The organism is Desulfosporomusa polytropa (assembly GCF_055380075.1).
Map to the genome: position 1 here is coordinate 3,247,434 of NZ_AP042400.1, position 16,934 is coordinate 3,264,367.

Genomic DNA, 16,934 nt, shown 5'->3' on the forward strand with positions numbered 1-16,934 from the left:
GGGTAATCACTAATTGCAGGTGGTGATATTGACTATGACAGATACAAACCAACATTCCGCTAACCGACGCCCCAAAATTGGCGTTGTTTTAGGGGGAGGCGGCTGGCGGGCATTGGCCGCAATAGGTTTATTTGAATTTTTGGACGAAGCCAACCTGCCCATTGATTTATTAGTCGGGTGTAGTGGCGGCGGAATTATGGCGGCACTACGCGGAGCTGGTTTCACACCAGATGAGATGAAATCCTGTGGACGGGAGTTTTGGAACCCCAAGCTATTCTCCCGCCTAGATTATCGTACAATTTTAGATATTCTCGGGTTGCCTTTTGGCCAATTTAGTCCTACAGCCGCCATTTTACGACCTCATAGATTGTTATCGGTTTGCCAAACTATCTTTAAAGAACGCCACCTGGAAGAGTTTCATCCGCGTACGATATTACAAACAACAGATATTCGTTCAGGACTGGGAATAGCACTAAATCGGGGACAGGCAGCCAATGCTGTGTATGCTACAACTGCTCAATTTCCTTTCTTACCGCCCCTTGCAGTCGATAACCAACTGCTTGTGGACGGTTCCTATATTTCTGCGCTTCCAGTTATGGAAGCAGTACGACATAATATGGATATTATCATTGCTATGTCATTTGACAACCATCCAAAACAAGAACCCGCTCACTTTTTCGATCACTATTGGCAATTTATTAACAAGGTTCTGACCACTGGTGAACGAAATCAAACCGCTCTCGCAATTTCTCTGCATCACCATGAAATGATATTAATTAATGTTCATTTTGGGTACACTGCAGAGTTCTTTTCCGATAAAGGGCTTGCGGACATTATTGCAACCGGCCGGGAAGCCGTTCGTTCCCGTAAAAACGAAATTTTGGGTGCCCTCGAAAGTTTTACAGTCCCTGTTGATTGACAACAACCTCTCCTTCCATCCTGTAGATAAATTCGAGTGTGGTGGTGATTAATCATGAACGAAGCAGACACTTCTTCACGATTTGTGTTTGTTACTATCGCTATTACTGCGCTGGTGGTACTAGGCGTTTGGAGCGTATGGACAGGATATTATTGGCTTACAGCCTTTATGGCTGGCATACTTGTCACCGGACTATTCTTTACCCGAATACTGTTCACCCTGGCCAGACACCTGTATACCGGAATCATAGAATCCAGCAAAGGCACTCTTGCGTTCTCCTTTCCCTATAAATCACATGCTAAGCAAGAATCGGACAGACTTCGTCAGGTAACAGTTGCTCACAATTCATCCTCGACCCAGCAAGATGCTAAAAAAATCCAGGCGTTAGAAATCATGCTTAGGGAACATGATCTACTAAACGAGCATCTGCAGGATATAAATTCGCAATTAGAAATGTTAGTCTCCGAACGTACAGCAGCCCTGGAACGCAGTCATGCCGCCCGCCGCAACTTAATTGCCAATATATCTCATGATTTACGTACTCCTATTACACTCATTCAGGGTTATACAGAAACGCTGCTTGATGGGATAGCTTCTACGCCCGAAGATCAACTAAAATATCTAAATCTGATACATGCCCGCGTGCTCAGGCTTAACCGGCTAATACAAGAACTTTTTGACCTCAACCAGCTTGAGTCAGGTCAGCTTTCACTGCGAATTCAGCCAATTTCGGCAACTAATCTTGCCAAAAGTATCTATGAAAAATATGAGACAGATACCCAAAATGCCAATCTGTCAGTCAAATTTATTTCACCCGACTCCGAACCTCAGTTATGTCCTAAAGACGACACCATTTATGCTGATCCTGACCGAATTGAACGGGTATTTTTAAATCTTCTAACTAATTCTATCCGCCACACCATGCCTGGTGGAACAATTTATATCGGAGTTCGCTTTCGACGCTTTCCAAGCGCCCCCGAGAAAATTGCTGCTTTGTTTTTTGTACAGGATACTGGCAACGGCATTGCCGACGAAGATCTGCCGTTTGTTTTTAACCGCTATTACCAAAGTCCCCATCGTAGCGATAGCCGCAAACACAGTGGTTCTGGACTAGGACTGGCCATAGCTAAAGAGATTGTTACTGCTCATAATGGCCAAATCTGGGTTGAAAGCCAGCTTCACGAAGGAACTACCTTTACATTTTCCCTCCCGCTTGCGGCTCCATCTTGCTAATTCAATAAGAAAAACCGCTAGCGCTGTCCTTTGGCTTCGAGTACATCCGAAATTCGGTACTCAAATCCATGAACCCCTTTGTAGTAACGTGGATGCATTACCCCACCACAGCTAAACTGTGGTGGGTAGCTTAGATCCCTTGTAATATCCTGCTTATCAAAGTCCCTTACCACTTGGTAGGGGATTTCTTCTTGTTTTCACACTTAAACAAGGTAAACCACTGTACTCGGGCGCGGCGGTGTTGGCTTTCCTGGCTTTTTCTTCTTTTTCTGCATTCCTTCAGCTCATCGCTTTCGGCCTGCTACCTCCCTGTCCTACGCTTAATTCGACGCGTTACCGCGTCGAATCCAAAGACTCATTACTGGTTGCTGGTTAGGCTTTACCAGGCAGGATTCCCACCCGCTTGGAACTACGACCTTGCCTGGTCGCACTATAAATTCTGGTAGACAAAAAAATCAGGAGTACGCTATTATGCCTATTCCTGATTTTCCTCTGGAAATATTTCTTTAAGATCTATCTGCAGCTCGGGGAATACGATTGGCGCTATGACGGTATCTTGGCTAAAGTAATCGGGTTTTCTACACTCAGAGCTTCATTGAGATAGAATTGACCTCGAATAGGCCATCCTATTTCTCTCTATGCGATTTGCGTGATAACAATATGTGCTGAAACAGGCCTTTCCCCTCCAGCCGAAGTAGTGGGGACTATAGTCGGTGGTGCATTGCCAGCAGGATATCGTACAGTGAGTACGCTATCAATAACTTCCGTTTCCACAAGCGCAATTCCTACTATCTGTGTAGTACCTGTTGCTCGCCCGACCACCGTATAGTCTAGGTCAGCGTCATTGAGAGTTAAAATCAGTTGTCCGTTTGAGTCCACACTCACCTGAAATAAGACCTGATAAGTGCCAATTGCACCCAAATTAAATTCGCTGGCGCTGAGACGGGTAATATTAGTCCCAACCACAGGTCCATTTCGCGGAAACATTACGTCGCTACCGGCAGCAACTACCTGAGCATCAGTAGGTATCAACGCATAAAAATCTGCAGCACTTAATACTCCTCCAGCAGGCCCGGCAGCACCGGCAGGACCGGCAGGACCAGCAGCACCGGCAGGACCGGCAGGACCGGCAGCACCAGCAGCACCGGCAACACCAGCAGGACCGGCAACACCAGCAGGACCGGCAACACCAGCAGCACCAGCAGCACCGGCAACACCAGCAGGACCGGCAACACCAGCAGCACCAGCAGCACCAGCAGGTCCGGCAAGACCAGCAGGACCGGCTGGACCAGCAGGACCAGCAGGACCAGCAGGACCAGCAGGACCAGCAGGTCCGGTAGGACATACTGGTGGACATACTGGTGGACATATTGGTGGACATATTGGTGGACATATTGGGGGACATTCTTGGTCGTCATGACAATCTTGGTCGTCAGTACATTCTTGGTCTTCAGAATCTTCTTGATCGCAAGAACAGTCTTCATCTGTATGATATTTATGACATTTAGAGCATTTGAAATATGGAATGCGGCCATTGGACTCGACGCTTCCTGGTCTGGAATCGGTCTTATCACTGTTGTCGCTTACCTGAATACTTTTGGGATCATCAGAAAGCATAGTAATCTCGCCCTCCCTCTTTAGTAAAAAATTGGTTATACTCTAAAATATGCAAATAATTATGGCAATGTGCTGAGACGTCCGTAAATATTGTTTCTATCCCTAGTCGATGAAGACAGTTACGATAAGAAAACCGCTAGCGCGGCCTTTTAATCTTCAGCCAAAAAATACTAATGCTCTAGTCCACGATACCGTTATTTCTTTGCGTACTTTGAATACTTTGCGGTAACAATCCTTAAAATGGGATGGGCTTGACTTTGGGCTAGTTCTTTGGATTTGCACACATCAGATATTTGGTCAATCGAATACAAGGTGAGGGCCTGTTACTCCTTGGCATTGCCCCAAAAAACGGGAAAACGACCCATGGAAATAAGGCACTGGAAGCCATGTTAGCGCAATGTGCAAAAGCGGCTCAAAAAGTTAAGGGATCTTTCTTTTCAGCGCAATATCAGCGCATTGCGGTACGGAGAGGAAGTAATAGAGCGACAGTAGCCGTTGCCCATTCTATGCTGATAGCAATTTACCACATGCTAAAGACAGGTAGCCTCTATCGAGAGTTAGGCTCTGAGTACTATAATCAGTTCAATCAGGAGAAGAAGATTCAATCATATCTGAAGAAATTATCGGCCTTAGGCTGGGAATTGCCCACCACAGCTACCACCTGATCGCCTACATACTACACAATCGTTTTAGCCTTAATGTGTAAGGCTTGTTTTGTATGTCCTTTTTTCCTCACACACTATAGGGGTTTTCATAATAAAGTAACAAAAGGTCTATGCCCCAAGCCTCCAAAAGCTGAAAAACCAGGCGGTATTCCTAAAATCCGTAAACTCGCTACGCTCAAACAGTACGGATTTTTTTACGGAATACCGCCCGGCTTTTCTCCTGCGGAACGCTTTTTCCGGCAAAGGCCGAGGGGTTACGGGAGTTACGGGAGTTACGAGGGTTACTGGACGCAAACAGTACAGCCACCTGTTCCGGGTTTTGTATTTGACACCCCTTGTTTTATAAGACCTCCATGACTCTCAAAAACTTATACTTTTTTATGTCAACAGATTTTTTTATAAATTTCTGGTAGACAAAATAAGACCTGCTAAACCTTGGTTGAAGGCGTAGCAGGTCTTATTTTTTGTCCTATAATTCTTTTATCGCTTCTTCTTCCGTATCAAAAATACGGAATAACTGACTGAACCCAGCCATGTCAAAAACTTCTTTAACCTGAGGTTTTAAAGAACATAGGGCGATTTTACCGCCCGACTTTTGCATAATCTTCAGCATCTGCAAAAATACCCGCAGACCTGCGCTGGAAATATAATCATTCTGCGAGAAATCGCATACAATTCTTTTATTTCCCCCATTTACTAAATCGTTTAGATTGGCTTCCACTTCCTTGGCAGTATGTGCATCCACACGAGGTATAATCACCGGTATTTTCACATCGCCTACTGACTTAACATCCATCGAAATCCCCTCTTCATATGTAAAATAAGCACACTTGCGTTTCGACACTTCTATGCCTCTTACAGAAAGTTTCGACCTGCGTTGAAAAATCCCTTCTCCTTTGGGAGCAGAAAGTATAAGTTTTTTATTGAAAAACTCCACCCTTCCTAATAACAGGTGGAGCTTGAGAAAAGTTATGCTTTTGAGCCTACAACATATACTTTTACATTTTTGATCCCAAAGTCATAGGCTTTATCTACCGAACTCATGGCCACATCAATCCGATTGCCCTTGATGGCACCACCGGTATCTTCTGCTGTTGCATAGTGACCAGTGCCATCAGGGTATTCAATATATACCTGTGAACCGAGCGGAATAACATTCGGATCTACTGCAACAATGCCTGGGCGAACTGTTGTCCCGAGAAAGGTCTTGTCCCCCCATTGTTCATTATCGTGAGCACCAGGAGCATACGCAGTGGCCTTAACGTCGATGACCTTCTGGAAATTATCAGGCGCATCTGCTGATGTTTTTTCGGCTGTCGATGCAGCCTGAACCTTTTTGGCTTGGGTTATCTGTTTATTGGCCTTGTCTATGGTACTGCCTTGTACAGATTTGTTTGGTTGCTGACTACGTTCTGCAGCCTGTACACGCTCAGCTGTCTGAGCACGTGCTGCCGCCTTAGCCTGCATTCTAGCCTGTTTCTTCAAAGGAATCCTACTGTCTGACTGTAAATTGTAGTGGCCCTTGGGGGTTTTTACCATCTGCTGCACAGCAGCGTCCGGCGGGGCCACGACATCAGGCAGGGCCGAGGCATGGGCGGTAGCTGGTAACCCTGGCATAAAGGCAGACGATATAAACGCGGCACCAGCAACAGCAGCAGCTGCTGCCATACGTTTAAGTCTGCGTTTAAGGGAATTATTGTGTTTTCGATGCAGTTTATGCGTCATTTGCATTCGCCTCCTTACCAAACTATTATTATAGTTTCTGCCAAATAACTGTTTCAATGTAATGCAGTTTTTAACAGGAAGCGAATCTAGACCTTTTGTTATTTTTGGGGCCATGCCAAAAGTAACACCCCCCGCTTTCGTAACCCTTTGTGTCCTTTGTGGTTCCCACCTAACCCCATAGCCATAGCCCAAAACTAAGCCTATTGTAAGGATTTTACCGCAAAGTTCGCAAAGTTGCCAAAGTGCGCAAAGGTTTATTTTATTGTAGAAAGTATAAGGTATGGGAGTCGTGGAGGCATTATGAAACAAGGGGTGTCAAGTATAAACCACGTAACCCCCCGGCCTTTGCCGGAAAAAGCGCTCCGCAGGAGAAAAGCCGGGCGGTATTCCGTTAAGAAATCCGTACTGTTTGAGCGTTAGCGAGTTTACGGATTTTAGGAATATCGCCCGGCTTTTCAGCTTTTGGAGGCTTCGGGCCTAGACCTTTTGTTACTTTACTATGAAAACATCTCCTATGTGCCAGAAAAAAAGGGCGCACAAATACAAGCCTTAGAGTCTAAGGCCAAAAAATTTATAGTATGTAGGCAATTAGGTCGTAGCTGTGGTGGGGAGCTCCCAACCCAAAGCCGTTAATTTCTTCAAATATGATTGTATTTTCTTCTCCCGGTTAAATCGATTGTAATACTCGGAACCTAACTCTCGATAAGGAACGCCTGTTTTTAGTATGTGGTAGATCGCTATCAGTATGGAATGGGCGACAGCTACGGCGGCTCTATTGCTTCCTCTTCGTGCTGCAATCCGTTGATATTGGGCTGAAAAGAAGCTTCCCTTCACTTTTTGCGCAGCCTTAGCACATTGAATTAAGATGGCTTTTAATGTTTTGTTTCCATGAGTGGTTTTTCCACTCTTTCGTTTTCCTGCACTCTCATGGTTACCTGGAGCCACACCGGCCCAAGAGCTAATATGGCCATCTGTGGGAAACCGATTCATAGTAAGCCCGATTTCCGCTAAGATGGTTTCTGCACTGATTCTCCCAACACCCGGAATTTCATCTATGGCTGTGATGGCAGCTTCATATTTATCTAGGTAGTCTTTGATGAGTTTGTCCATATCTTCGATACGCTTTGTCATATCATCAATATGATCCAGGACATTGCGCAGCAATCTGCGTTGCAAAGGCGAGATAACTCCGTCAACAGAAGCCATGATTTCATTGAGTTTACCGTGCATGCTGGGATGAAGTAGCCTTAGAATTTCGTCTTCATCCAGCTTTTTGTCCTGGACAATGCTTTCCAAAAGTCGCCGGGAACTCTTGCCGTTGATAGCACTTACTACGCTAGATAGTTTCACATTGGCTCCCTCTAGCATTTTCTGCAATCGGTTCAGCTCACGGCTTCTCTCATCAATCAAGCTCTTGCGGTAGCGAGAGATTTCCCGCAGTTCCCGTTGTTCACGGTCTGGAATATAGCTTGCTTTTAGTAACCCATGTCGGAGAAGATCCGCAATCCATTCTGCATCTTTGACGTCGGTCTTACGACCAGGCAAAGATTTCATGTGCTGGGCGTTGACTACCATGGCATCCAAGCCGGACAGTTCAAAGATGTTGTACAATGGCTTCCAGTAGGAAGAGGTACTTTCCATGGCAATCATTTGACATCTAGCTTCGACTAGCCAGGCTGATAAATCCCGCAGTTCTTTTGTCGTTGTACCAAACTGACGAAGTTCCTGCTTTCCACCACAGATTAGACAGGCAACTATCATCTTTTTGTGTACATCAATCCCACAACAACGCTCATAAGTTATGTTCACAATATCATCCCCTTGTAGATAAAATATGGCGCGACTTCCTGTAAGTTATTATTTTACTACACGTCCTTTCGCCCGAATGAGCTGGACAATATGTGGTTCAAGCAGGAAGTCATATCAATTTTGGGGTCGAGTTCTTAGCTCAAAAAGTATCGACCTTATGCCACACTTTAATTATACGACATTGTTTTCGTTTATGGTGATGCTACAGCGCGCGTTGCATCTGATTTTGGGGCAATGCCAAAAGTAAATCCCCCCGCTTTCGTAACCCTTTGTGTCCTTTGTGGTTCCCACCTAACCCCATAGCCATAGCCCAAAACTAAGCCTATCGTAAGGATTGTTACCGCAAAGTACGCAAAGTTGCCAAAGTGCGCAAAGGGTTATTTTATTGTAGAAATAAAGGTTTGGGAGTTACATAGGCTTTATAAACAAGGGGTGTCAAGTAGAATACTCGGCCCCCGCAAAATCTCTGCAAGCTCATTAACCGTAGATACTATATAAGTAGGCTTAGCGGTTTGCAACTCTACCGCCGTTCCGTAACCATACTTAACAGCAATCACATCAATACCATTTTTCTGCGCACCTACAATATCATGCATTCTGTCTCCAACCATTACAATCTTCTCCCGCTCAACATGAGACAGCTCTGCTAAGCTATACGCAATAACTTCGTCTTTATGAATACGCGAACCATCCAGATTGCTGCCCACAATGGATTGGAAGAATTGCGTCAACCCAAAGTGTTCGATAATCTGCTCAGAATATACTGTGGGTTTGGAAGTAGCAATAATTAATTGCTTACCTTGTTCGACCAACAGTGCCAACATATCCTTGATACCTGGATAAACTGCATTTTCAAACATTCCAGCCTTAGTAAAGTACTCCCGGTAATACCCCACCCCAGCAATTGCCTCGGTTTCACTCAACGAATAAAACTCCTGAAAAGACTCAACCAGCGGCGGACCAATAAACGGCACCAGTTTGTCCAAATCAGGCTCATCTATATTAAATTTCGCCAGCGCATACTGCACCGACTTGGTAATTCCAACCTTAGGATCTGTCAAGGTTCCATCCAAATCAAATAAGATCACTTCATAACCCATCTCAATACTCCTCCCCCAAAAATAAGCAGCTTAATACTCAGACTTCAATAAAGAATAGCAATACTGGTCGACGAATTTACCCCTGGCAAATTCGTATTCACGCAAAAGTCCATCCAGCTTGAAGCCCATTTTTTCTAAAGTCCCTGTGGATTTGATATTGCCGACATTTACAAAAGCCTCAATTCGATTATAAGACATTTTTTCGAAACCATAGTGCAAGATGGCGGTTAACGCTTCTGTCATGAACCCTTGTCGCCAATAAGCTTGTCCTAGTTCATATCCCATTTCAGCCCGGCTGTGTTCTGGGTTATAGTTGTGAAAACCACAAGTACCAAGAACTTTCCCCTCCAGTCTGCTAGTAATCACCCAGCGAATCCCCTGATTACTTTCAGGCAAGCTGTTTAGCAATTCAATCATAACAACGACTTCTTGAAGTTCTTTGAAAGGCTCAAGTGTCAGATACTCCGTCACTGCCGGGTCTGACCAATATTGCTGTAAGATTACGGCATCCTCTATTAGTAGCTGACGTAATATCAGCCGCTCAGTCTTAATTGTAGGAAACGGTTTTGGTTCATTTACCATTATCAATTATACTCTCTCCCTCTGTCGAAAAAAGCATCTCACGATCTGTCGAATTTTGTTTTGCATTTGTTGACAACCTCGCAAAAATGCTGTTACAATAAGGCTTAAATAACTTAGGAATCATATATTCTTCGATTATAGCCCACACAATACAGGAGGCTGTTATGGATTTATTAAAACAACGTATTCAGACTGATGGCCTGATTTTGAATAACTCTTTACTCAAGGTTGACTCGTTTTTGAACCAGCAGATTGATCCTGAACTGATGATGAAGATTGGCGAAGAGTTTGTCCGCCGGTTTGCTGGTGAAAAAATCACCAAAATTTTAACAATCGAATCTTCCGGCATTGCCATTTCGGTTATGACCGGACTAATTCTTAAAGTCCCTGTTATTTTCGCCCGCAAACGCAAGCCCAAGGTCACCGGCGATGATGTATATACGGCCAAAGTATATTCCTATACCAAGGGTGAAAGCAACAATATTATGATCTCCAAACAGTTTCTGCAGTCTGAGGATAATGTGCTCATTATTGACGATTTCTTAGCAAATGGCGAAGCCGCCGCTGGCCTTGCCAATATTGTAGAGCAAGCTAAAGCTAAGATAGTTGGCATCGGCATTGTCATCGAAAAATCCTTCCAGCCTGGCGCGCAAAAGCTCACCGACGCTGGGTATCGTGTAGAATCACTTGCCCGGATAAAATCGTTTGTTAATGGACAAGTGGAGTTTTTATAAAGTCAGTTCCACTCTCCTAGGCAGTAGTCGGACCGAATTGAGCCAATAACAAGCTTTTACCTTTTTTATCTGGCGAACTTCTCCCGTGCACCTGCATAGGTACAAAACCGTTTCTGGTATACATGGGGTTATCCCAGGTACAGACCATTACGCTAAATTCCTCTGAACCATGGTGCTCCCGTATCTGGCGTATCCGCTCAGTAAGCATCAGCGAATTGATGCCGCGATGTCTCCACTCAGGTAATACTGTGGCCCAGGATAATTCATAAAGCCAAAAAGAGCACATGGACGGCGCCCAGGCGGCTACTCCGATAACCCGATTATCGACAATGGCTACAATAAAGTGGGCGCGGATGTAACCATTGATGTCTCCTTTTAAAAAAGCCCGCATTTCCACTTTTACATAAAACAAGCTATCTTCGTCCCAGCCGCTGGCTTTGAAGACGGCTAAGGCTTCTTCTAATCGACCTTCGGTTAAATTTACTATCTCAATCGGTTCCATTGGCTAAACCCGTCCCCTCACATAACATTAGAAAATAAGGTGAACCATAATTATCCAAGAACTTCATGGATAATTATGGTTCTTTTCGCTATATCAACCTATTTTTCCTGCCTATGCACTAGTGCAGCTGCAGTTCCTGTAGCTGGCACTGTACTTTCTGTTCGACAGCGGGCTGTCCCTGATATGGCCTGTGACTGGCCGCATAACGGATTCCGGCAAACTCCGCAAGATCCTTTTCGACTGAAACAAGATCGCTGCGGTCTAGATCTCGTAGTGCTTGTTTGCCAACCGCTTGGGCAGCAAGCTGCATTTCGGCCTGGCAAGAGGTTAGAAAGTTAGCCAAATGCTGTGCTGCCTTATCAACATCCAGCTTGTCATTCATTTTCCCGAAATACATCGCCATTTGGGTGGGGGGTGCCTGTGGCAGTGTTTTTGCCACTTGAGCCTGCATGGCTGCCATCAATGCAATACTACCAATATATACAGCGTCAGCCCCTAAAGCCAACGCTTTAAGAAAATGACCAGGAGTTGTCAGGCCGCCTGTGGCAATCACGCTAAACCGACTGCGTAGATTATTTTCCTCCAACCAATCTATTGTTCTCACAAGAGTATGAAAGGTTGGCAATCCTACATTGTCTTGCAATGTAGGATTAGATGAGGCCGTGCCTCCCTCTGAACCATCGACAACAATATAGTCGGCCTGGGTCTGGGCAATTATTGCCAGTTCATATTCTATGTAATCAGTCCCGGCGATTTTTACGCCTACCGGTACATCATACTGAGCTTTCATATTATTAACCATAGTAATATAATCCTGAGATGTATGCTTCCCAGGCATTCGTGCATAGACCGTGCTCCCCTGCCCTTCCTCCAAGTGCCAGGCTTGTCGCAAATGTTTACCAATTTTGTCAGCAGGCATAGGTTCGTCAACAGCTCCACCCCAAGCGCCCTGACCTAACTGAACCTCAATCGCATCCAACCGGCTCAGTTGCTCCTGACCGCTTAGTTGCCCGCCCCGATGATACTGCCCTATCAGAAATTTGGCGGCGTCACGTTCTTCATTGGTAACAGCCGATTCGCCCGTATTGGTTGAAGTTCCAGCCAGCGCCGCTCCTTTAGCCAACGCCATTTTCATAAGCAGACTCAATGAGCCGCCATAGGACATGCCTGTAATCATAATGGGAATAGCTAATTGCAGGGGCCGTTTTGCCGTGGGACCAATCACAGTTGTCGTGTCAACTTGTGTATAATCCGGATGCGGCAATTGGAATAGCTGTTTGGGGCTAAGTAACAGTTTGTCCCATGGCGATAAGACCACTGGGCTGCCTAGTGGTCGGGTCAACTCTTTGCCCAGTTCAGCCCGCATAGCCGCTTCCATAATGGCGCGGGGCGATAATTTTTCAGCGACAGTCACCATGAGAAACGGGTTATCAGGATAATCTTCTGTAAGCATTTTAGCCATAGCTTCATCAGCCATCGGATCCATCATTTTCATCATCAACCAGCTTAACAACATGAAACCACCTCCGTATTTACCTGTTAGTCTGCCCGGGTACTACCATTTGTACGCAAAGAAATCAGGCAAATTATCCGAAATCGGTTTCGGATAATAAATAACAAATTCCTAATAATAATGGTAACACTAAATACTAGGAGGTTTGCAAAAATGATTTATCCTAAGAAAATCGTACAGGCAGCTACCTTACTACTGCTGGTAAGCTGCCTGTTACTTGGGGGCTGCACCAACATGACCCCTCTTGAACCTCAGAACCCAACTGTGCCCCCTTCTCCAGCTAAAGAAACCGCCAACGTTCAGGAACACACAGTCACGTATAATTATGGCGATACCGGTCCAATTCAGCTTTCAGCCAATAATCTGGTACTCAATGTAGGGCAAAAGCTTATTTTGCAGCCTGCCCCCGGCCTAACCAAGAACACCCGCTTTACATCAGGCACTGACAATTTTTGGGGCGATGTTATGCAGCAGGAAGGTGAACAAACCAGTAGCGGTCAACTCATCTTTACCGCTAAGAATGCCGGCAAAGGCAAACTCCAGATTATTCCCAACAGCACGGAGACTGACAGAGCAACCGATTTGTGGGTAACCGTAAAATAAACCTTTGCGTACTTTGGAAACTTTGCGGACTTTGCGGTAACAATCCTTACAATAGGCTTAGGTTTGAGCTATGGCTATGGGGTTAGGTGGGAACCACTAAGGACACAAAGAGCGCAAAGGGTTACGAAAGCGTAAGGGGTTTACTTTTGGCATTACCCCAAAAGTAACAAAAGGTCTAGGCCCTGAGCCTCCAAAAGCTGAAAAGCCAGGCGGTATTCCTAAAATCCGTAAACTCGCTACGCTCAAATAGTACGGATTTTTTAACGGAATACCGCCCGGCTTTTCTCCTGCGGAACGCTTTTTCCGGCAAAGGCCGCGGGGTTACGGGAGTTACGAGGGTTACCGGGTTTTATAGTTACTTATACTGCCAGCCACACAATTTTCTTTCCAAATAATCAATAATACCAAATAGAATCAGTCCAATGGTGCTTAATACTACAATGCCAGAATACATTTCCAAATAATTAACCCTAAGCCATGCATCCATGATAAAATACCCCATCCCATACTGAGTTCCAAAGGTTTCGGTAAAAAAGAGAACTGATACAGCAGTAGCCATAGCCACCCGTAACGCTGTCAAAAATTTGGGCATAGATGCCGGAATGAGAATTTCCCGGAAAATATCAAGAAACCCGGCTCCCAGAGAATACAATGGGTAATAGGTTTCTTTGGGGATTGCTTTAACGCCATCCCTTACCGCAACAATTACCTGAAAAACAACGATTAAAAATATCATTAAAATCTTTGAAAATTCGTCTAAACCAAACAATAACATTACGACAGGCAACAGAGCAATTTTGGGTACCGGGTATGTTAAATAAACAAGGGGAGACAACAACCTGTCCCCTTTGGGGAAATACCCCATGCACAGACCAAGTGGAATACCAACAATCACAGCAAGCAAAACCCCGGCAACAATCCGCCATATGCTATAAAGCCCATGAACGGCAATTTGCGACAGAAAAACATGAAATAAATTAACAAGAACAATCCCTGGCGCTGGAATAATGGGTAACTGCAACCAACTAGCGACAGCCTGCCACAGAGTGAGGAAAATTAGCATACCATAGATATACCAAACCCCGGCTCCTTTTTCTTTCATTTTGACCAATCCTCTTTTATTGTCTTTCGTAGCTCAAGACAGAGTTGAAAAAAATCTTGGTGATTGCGAATACCTTCTACTCCAAAAAGTGGATTATCAATTACTTTGCTAACTGTCCCAGGAGCAGCCGATAAAATCACAATTTTCCGGCCTAAATATACAGCCTCTTCCACATGATGGGTGACTAGAATAGTGGACACAGAATGCCTTCTCCAGACATCCAAAAACACATTCTGTATTTCTTCCCGAGTCATAGCATCCAGAGCGGAAAATGGCTCATCCATCAGTAACAAATCGGGATGTAACAAAAAAGCACGGGCTAATGCCACTCGCTGCTGCTGACCGCCGCTAAGTTCACCTGGATACCGGTATTCCAAACCGCCCAGCCCCAGAAGTTGCACCATCTCAGCAAGAGCATTGGCACAGTCCTTGGCATTTTTATTCTTAATCTTTACACCTAATCGAATATTATCTGCTATGTTTTTCCAAGGTAATAATCCATAGTTTTGCGGAATAAACCCAATCTTCTGTTGCTTAGGCATAATTGGTTGCCCATCAATTAGGACAGTGCCCTCAAAAGAGGTAATAATTCCGGCCAAGATCTTCAATAATGTTGATTTTCCACAGCCTGAAGGACCAATAATGGCACATGTTTCCCCATCGGCAAGCTCCAGATTAATATCTGTAAGCACAGTCGTACAGACTCCACTAGATTCATAACCAATATTCAAGTCTTTAATCTGGATCATCGCTAACTACCTGACAAACCGGGTATCAACCAAGTCGGTATATTGATATTTCTGCTGAATAAGCTGCCTTGCCTGCATCCAGGCAATAACGTCATCAACATCTTTTTGCTGTGGTGCGGTTGCTTTTTTGTATTTTGGCAAGCTAAGTGCTGCTTTAACGTCTTTCGGAAAGCCTGCCTTTTCAATAACCATGTCAATATAGTTTTCCATCGGCTCGCGTTCCAAATAGTCTAACGCCTTGTTATAGGCTCGATACACGGCCTGAATTTCTTTCTCTTTTTCATTGACAGACTTCCGCGTAAATAGCATAACTCCGGGGTTAATGCCTAATTGTTCCGAACTACTTATTACTTTGCCGCCATTCTTAACAGCCACTGTTGCTAGCGGGTCTGGCAGAGTTGCTGCAGCAATCTTGTTATTTTGCAACATTTCTAAGCGTGCAGGAATCTGGGGAATAACGGTTTTGTTCATAGCAGTTGCAGCTAAGCCACCTTGTGCGGCTATCTGGTCAGTGACATACTCGATAATGGTATTTTTAGAAATAGCCACATCTTTTCCCGTAAGTTCTTGAACAGACGTGGCCGTCTCGCTTTTATTCACAACCAACTTATAACTCCCGTTTGTTAAGGCAGTAATTACAGTATCAAAGCCGCCAGCCTTGGCAAAAGCCTCAGCCAATATATCAGAGATAGCACCATCCAGGTTACCGCTTTGCAATGCACTATCTCGTTCCATGGCACTTTTAAATGGTTTCAGGGTAACAGTTAACCCTTCTTCTTTAAAATATCCCTTCTCCTGGGCAATAATAAAGGGAATAGAATCTACGTCAGGCATAAGACCAATGGTAATATTCTGCATCTGACCTTGCTTCTGCGCCGTATTTTCCTTTTTCTCACTAGCACATCCTGCTACTACAAGCAGCAGCAGCATAACCGTAATTAAGATAGCTTTTTTTTTCATTGTACAAACCTCATTTCCTATGAATAATTTAAAGACTGGGCTTGCTCTATTTTGTTCGATTACACTCTTTTCGCTGCAATCTTAGCTTCAAAAACATCCGGTTCTGGTAGAGATTGCACACCCCACCAGGGACTTAGGCTTTGTAATTCTTCTATCGAATACCGACCTGTAGCAACGCCAATTGTGTATGCTCCAATACCTTTTCCACACGTGATATCATGGGGAGTATCACCAATTACATAAATTTTATGCTGCCCGGGGTCACCCCAGTTTGAGTGCACTGTTGCCAGAGCGCTCTTGGCTATATCGTCTCTTTGCTCAAACTGCTCCGCAAACGCACTGCTATCAAAATCAAAATACCGATCCAACGCGAAGTACTTTAACTTTATTTGCGCACCTGTTTTACTATTGCCTGTTAACAACAGCAGCTTGTAGTCTTCACGCTCATGAAGTCTTGCCAAGATGTTGGCTACCTCAGGTAGAACCAAACCTTTTCTGGCAGCTAGTTCGCGGGGAAGGAGTTCTTCATAACGCCGACATAAACTATCTATCTCAGTCTGCGTTGCTTCACGGCCGGAAGATACCTTAATAATTTGTCTTGCAATATAATTGTCGGTCATGCCAGCTGTGGCAATAGTATCAAAATCCACTGCTTCGCCCCAGAATTCTGTTGTTGCCTGCGCAAAAGCATATAAGCCAGCTTTGGCTGTTCTGATTAGTGTTCCATCAATATCCCAAAAAAGTATTTTCAACAAACATTCCCCTAACTATTTCTTATTTGTTTTTATGTATATATTCCGCAGTAAAGAAGTTTGCAGGCGCAGGTAGGTGATGCAGAAGTCTTTACCACGTTGTATATAGTACTGAACAAAATTATACTGACAAATCCTGTAACTTACAAGTATTGACATAAATTAAAAGAAGGAAGGTTTAACCCTTCCCTCTTACCTAAAGCCCATCCCTATAGCAGTCACTGTACTTGATACACACTAACCGTATACTACCTTGCTTGCCAACGGGAACAACCTAACGCTTATGCCAAATGGAAAGATGTGATTCAATTGACTTTTTTTGCGGAAACCAAAAACACTATCCTGCCAGATCAACTAACCAACTTTGCA

General features: G+C 44.5%; 17 protein-coding genes. 5 read left to right on the forward strand and 12 right to left on the reverse strand.

All coding sequences use genetic code 11. From position 1 onward, the window contains the following. Positions 1-34 precede the first annotated feature (34 nt). Together ACZ449_RS16995 and ACZ449_RS17000 are read left to right on the forward strand one after the other, a co-directional pair. Positions 35-919 carry a patatin-like phospholipase family protein gene (locus ACZ449_RS16995; protein ID WP_464257250.1) on the forward strand — a complete coding sequence of 295 codons (885 nt, stop codon included), beginning with the start codon at positions 35-37 and terminating at the stop codon, positions 917-919. A 54-nt stretch (positions 920-973) separates the two neighbouring features. Then, positions 974-2,152 carry a sensor histidine kinase gene (locus ACZ449_RS17000; protein WP_464257251.1) on the forward strand — a complete coding sequence of 393 codons (1,179 nt, stop codon included), beginning with the start codon at positions 974-976 and terminating at the stop codon, positions 2,150-2,152. Between the two features lie 636 nt (positions 2,153-2,788). Here the strand turns inward: ACZ449_RS17000 and ACZ449_RS17005 are convergent. Beyond that, a complete protein-coding gene (locus tag ACZ449_RS17005) occupies positions 2,789-3,769 on the reverse strand; it encodes a hypothetical protein (RefSeq protein WP_464257252.1) in 981 nt (326 codons plus the stop codon). A gap of 386 nt (positions 3,770-4,155) precedes the next feature. On the opposite strand from ACZ449_RS17005, the gene ACZ449_RS17010 reads away from it, so the two are divergent. Next, positions 4,156-4,434 (forward strand): hypothetical protein, encoded by a 279-nt coding sequence (locus ACZ449_RS17010; protein ID WP_464257253.1) that lies wholly within the window; start codon positions 4,156-4,158, stop codon positions 4,432-4,434. Positions 4,435-4,903: 469 nt separating this feature from the next. Here the strand turns inward: ACZ449_RS17010 and ACZ449_RS17015 are convergent, their stop codons facing one another. From ACZ449_RS17015 to ACZ449_RS17035, 5 genes are all read right to left on the reverse strand, one after another. Then, positions 4,904-5,278: an STAS domain-containing protein gene (locus ACZ449_RS17015; protein WP_464257254.1), complete on the reverse strand. Its 375-nt coding sequence runs from the start codon at positions 5,276-5,278 to the stop codon at positions 4,904-4,906. Positions 5,279-5,403: 125 nt separating this feature from the next. Then, positions 5,404-6,159: a 3D domain-containing protein gene (locus ACZ449_RS17020; RefSeq protein ID WP_464257255.1), complete on the reverse strand. Its 756-nt coding sequence runs from the start codon at positions 6,157-6,159 to the stop codon at positions 5,404-5,406. Positions 6,160-6,747: 588 nt separating this feature from the next. Continuing rightward, positions 6,748-7,968 (reverse strand): IS110 family RNA-guided transposase, encoded by a 1,221-nt coding sequence (locus ACZ449_RS17025; protein ID WP_464257256.1) that lies wholly within the window; start codon positions 7,966-7,968, stop codon positions 6,748-6,750. A 419-nt stretch (positions 7,969-8,387) separates the two neighbouring features. After that, positions 8,388-9,068: an HAD family hydrolase gene (locus ACZ449_RS17030; RefSeq protein ID WP_464257257.1), complete on the reverse strand. Its 681-nt coding sequence runs from the start codon at positions 9,066-9,068 to the stop codon at positions 8,388-8,390. 30 nt (positions 9,069-9,098) lie between these two features. Further along, positions 9,099-9,650 carry a GNAT family N-acetyltransferase gene (locus tag ACZ449_RS17035; RefSeq protein WP_464261895.1) on the reverse strand — a complete coding sequence of 184 codons (552 nt, stop codon included), beginning with the start codon at positions 9,648-9,650 and terminating at the stop codon, positions 9,099-9,101. 164 nt (positions 9,651-9,814) lie between these two features. On the opposite strand from ACZ449_RS17035, the gene ACZ449_RS17040 reads away from it, so the two are divergent. Then, complete coding sequence (locus ACZ449_RS17040; RefSeq protein ID WP_464257258.1) at positions 9,815-10,384, forward strand: xanthine phosphoribosyltransferase; 570 nt, start codon at positions 9,815-9,817, stop codon at positions 10,382-10,384. Between the two features lie 16 nt (positions 10,385-10,400). On the opposite strand, the gene ACZ449_RS17045 is transcribed toward ACZ449_RS17040, so the two are convergent. Further along, positions 10,401-10,886, reverse strand: coding sequence for a GNAT family N-acetyltransferase (locus tag ACZ449_RS17045; RefSeq protein WP_464257259.1), 486 nt, complete (start codon positions 10,884-10,886; stop codon positions 10,401-10,403). A gap of 118 nt (positions 10,887-11,004) precedes the next feature. Next, positions 11,005-12,402, reverse strand: coding sequence for an FMN-binding glutamate synthase family protein (locus tag ACZ449_RS17050; protein ID WP_464257260.1), 1,398 nt, complete (start codon positions 12,400-12,402; stop codon positions 11,005-11,007). A gap of 150 nt (positions 12,403-12,552) precedes the next feature. Here ACZ449_RS17050 and ACZ449_RS17055 point away from each other — a divergent pair, with 150 nt between their 5' ends. Continuing rightward, complete coding sequence (locus ACZ449_RS17055) at positions 12,553-13,002, forward strand: hypothetical protein (RefSeq protein WP_464257261.1); 450 nt, start codon at positions 12,553-12,555, stop codon at positions 13,000-13,002. 355 nt (positions 13,003-13,357) lie between these two features. Here the strand turns inward: ACZ449_RS17055 and ACZ449_RS17060 are convergent, their stop codons facing one another. Genes ACZ449_RS17060 through ACZ449_RS17075 form a run of 4 tightly spaced genes read right to left on the reverse strand, consistent with a single transcriptional unit; the run spans position 13,358 to position 16,565 of the window. Then, positions 13,358-14,104 carry an ABC transporter permease gene (locus tag ACZ449_RS17060; protein WP_464257262.1) on the reverse strand — a complete coding sequence of 249 codons (747 nt, stop codon included), beginning with the start codon at positions 14,102-14,104 and terminating at the stop codon, positions 13,358-13,360. Then, on the reverse strand, positions 14,101-14,853 hold the full coding sequence (locus ACZ449_RS17065; protein WP_464257263.1) for an ABC transporter ATP-binding protein: 753 nt from the start codon (positions 14,851-14,853) through the stop codon (positions 14,101-14,103). Before ACZ449_RS17065 ends, ACZ449_RS17060 begins: the two co-directional genes overlap by 4 nt. Positions 14,854-14,859: 6 nt before the next feature. After that, positions 14,860-15,813, reverse strand: a complete 954-nt coding sequence (locus tag ACZ449_RS17070; protein ID WP_464257264.1) for an ABC transporter substrate-binding protein — start codon at positions 15,811-15,813, stop codon at positions 14,860-14,862. A gap of 59 nt (positions 15,814-15,872) precedes the next feature. Then, positions 15,873-16,565, reverse strand: a complete 693-nt coding sequence (locus ACZ449_RS17075) for an HAD family hydrolase (RefSeq protein WP_464257265.1) — start codon at positions 16,563-16,565, stop codon at positions 15,873-15,875. Positions 16,566-16,934: the final 369 nt, after the last annotated feature.

Bases quoted from the DNA above. Each gene is read 5' to 3' on its own strand.
- ACZ449_RS17000 (WP_464257251.1), top strand. From the start codon at position 974: ATGAACGAAGCAGACACTTCTTCACGATTTGTGTTTGTTACTATCGCT.
- ACZ449_RS17050 (WP_464257260.1), bottom strand. From the start codon at position 12,402: ATGTTGTTAAGCTGGTTGATGATGAAAATGATGGATCCGATGGCTGAT.
- ACZ449_RS16995 (WP_464257250.1), top strand. From the start codon at position 35: ATGACAGATACAAACCAACATTCCGCTAACCGACGCCCCAAAATTGGC.
- ACZ449_RS17030 (WP_464257257.1), bottom strand. From the start codon at position 9,068: ATGGGTTATGAAGTGATCTTATTTGATTTGGATGGAACCTTGACAGAT.
- ACZ449_RS17035 (WP_464261895.1), bottom strand. From the start codon at position 9,650: ATGGTAAATGAACCAAAACCGTTTCCTACAATTAAGACTGAGCGGCTG.
- ACZ449_RS17065 (WP_464257263.1), bottom strand. From the start codon at position 14,853: ATGATCCAGATTAAAGACTTGAATATTGGTTATGAATCTAGTGGAGTC.
- ACZ449_RS17005 (WP_464257252.1), bottom strand. From the start codon at position 3,769: ATGCTTTCTGATGATCCCAAAAGTATTCAGGTAAGCGACAACAGTGAT.
- ACZ449_RS17010 (WP_464257253.1), top strand. From the start codon at position 4,156: ATGTTAGCGCAATGTGCAAAAGCGGCTCAAAAAGTTAAGGGATCTTTC.
- ACZ449_RS17055 (WP_464257261.1), top strand. From the start codon at position 12,553: ATGATTTATCCTAAGAAAATCGTACAGGCAGCTACCTTACTACTGCTG.
- ACZ449_RS17040 (WP_464257258.1), top strand. From the start codon at position 9,815: ATGGATTTATTAAAACAACGTATTCAGACTGATGGCCTGATTTTGAAT.
- ACZ449_RS17020 (WP_464257255.1), bottom strand. From the start codon at position 6,159: ATGACGCATAAACTGCATCGAAAACACAATAATTCCCTTAAACGCAGA.
- ACZ449_RS17070 (WP_464257264.1), bottom strand. From the start codon at position 15,813: ATGAAAAAAAAAGCTATCTTAATTACGGTTATGCTGCTGCTGCTTGTA.
- ACZ449_RS17060 (WP_464257262.1), bottom strand. From the start codon at position 14,104: ATGAAAGAAAAAGGAGCCGGGGTTTGGTATATCTATGGTATGCTAATT.
- ACZ449_RS17045 (WP_464257259.1), bottom strand. From the start codon at position 10,886: ATGGAACCGATTGAGATAGTAAATTTAACCGAAGGTCGATTAGAAGAA.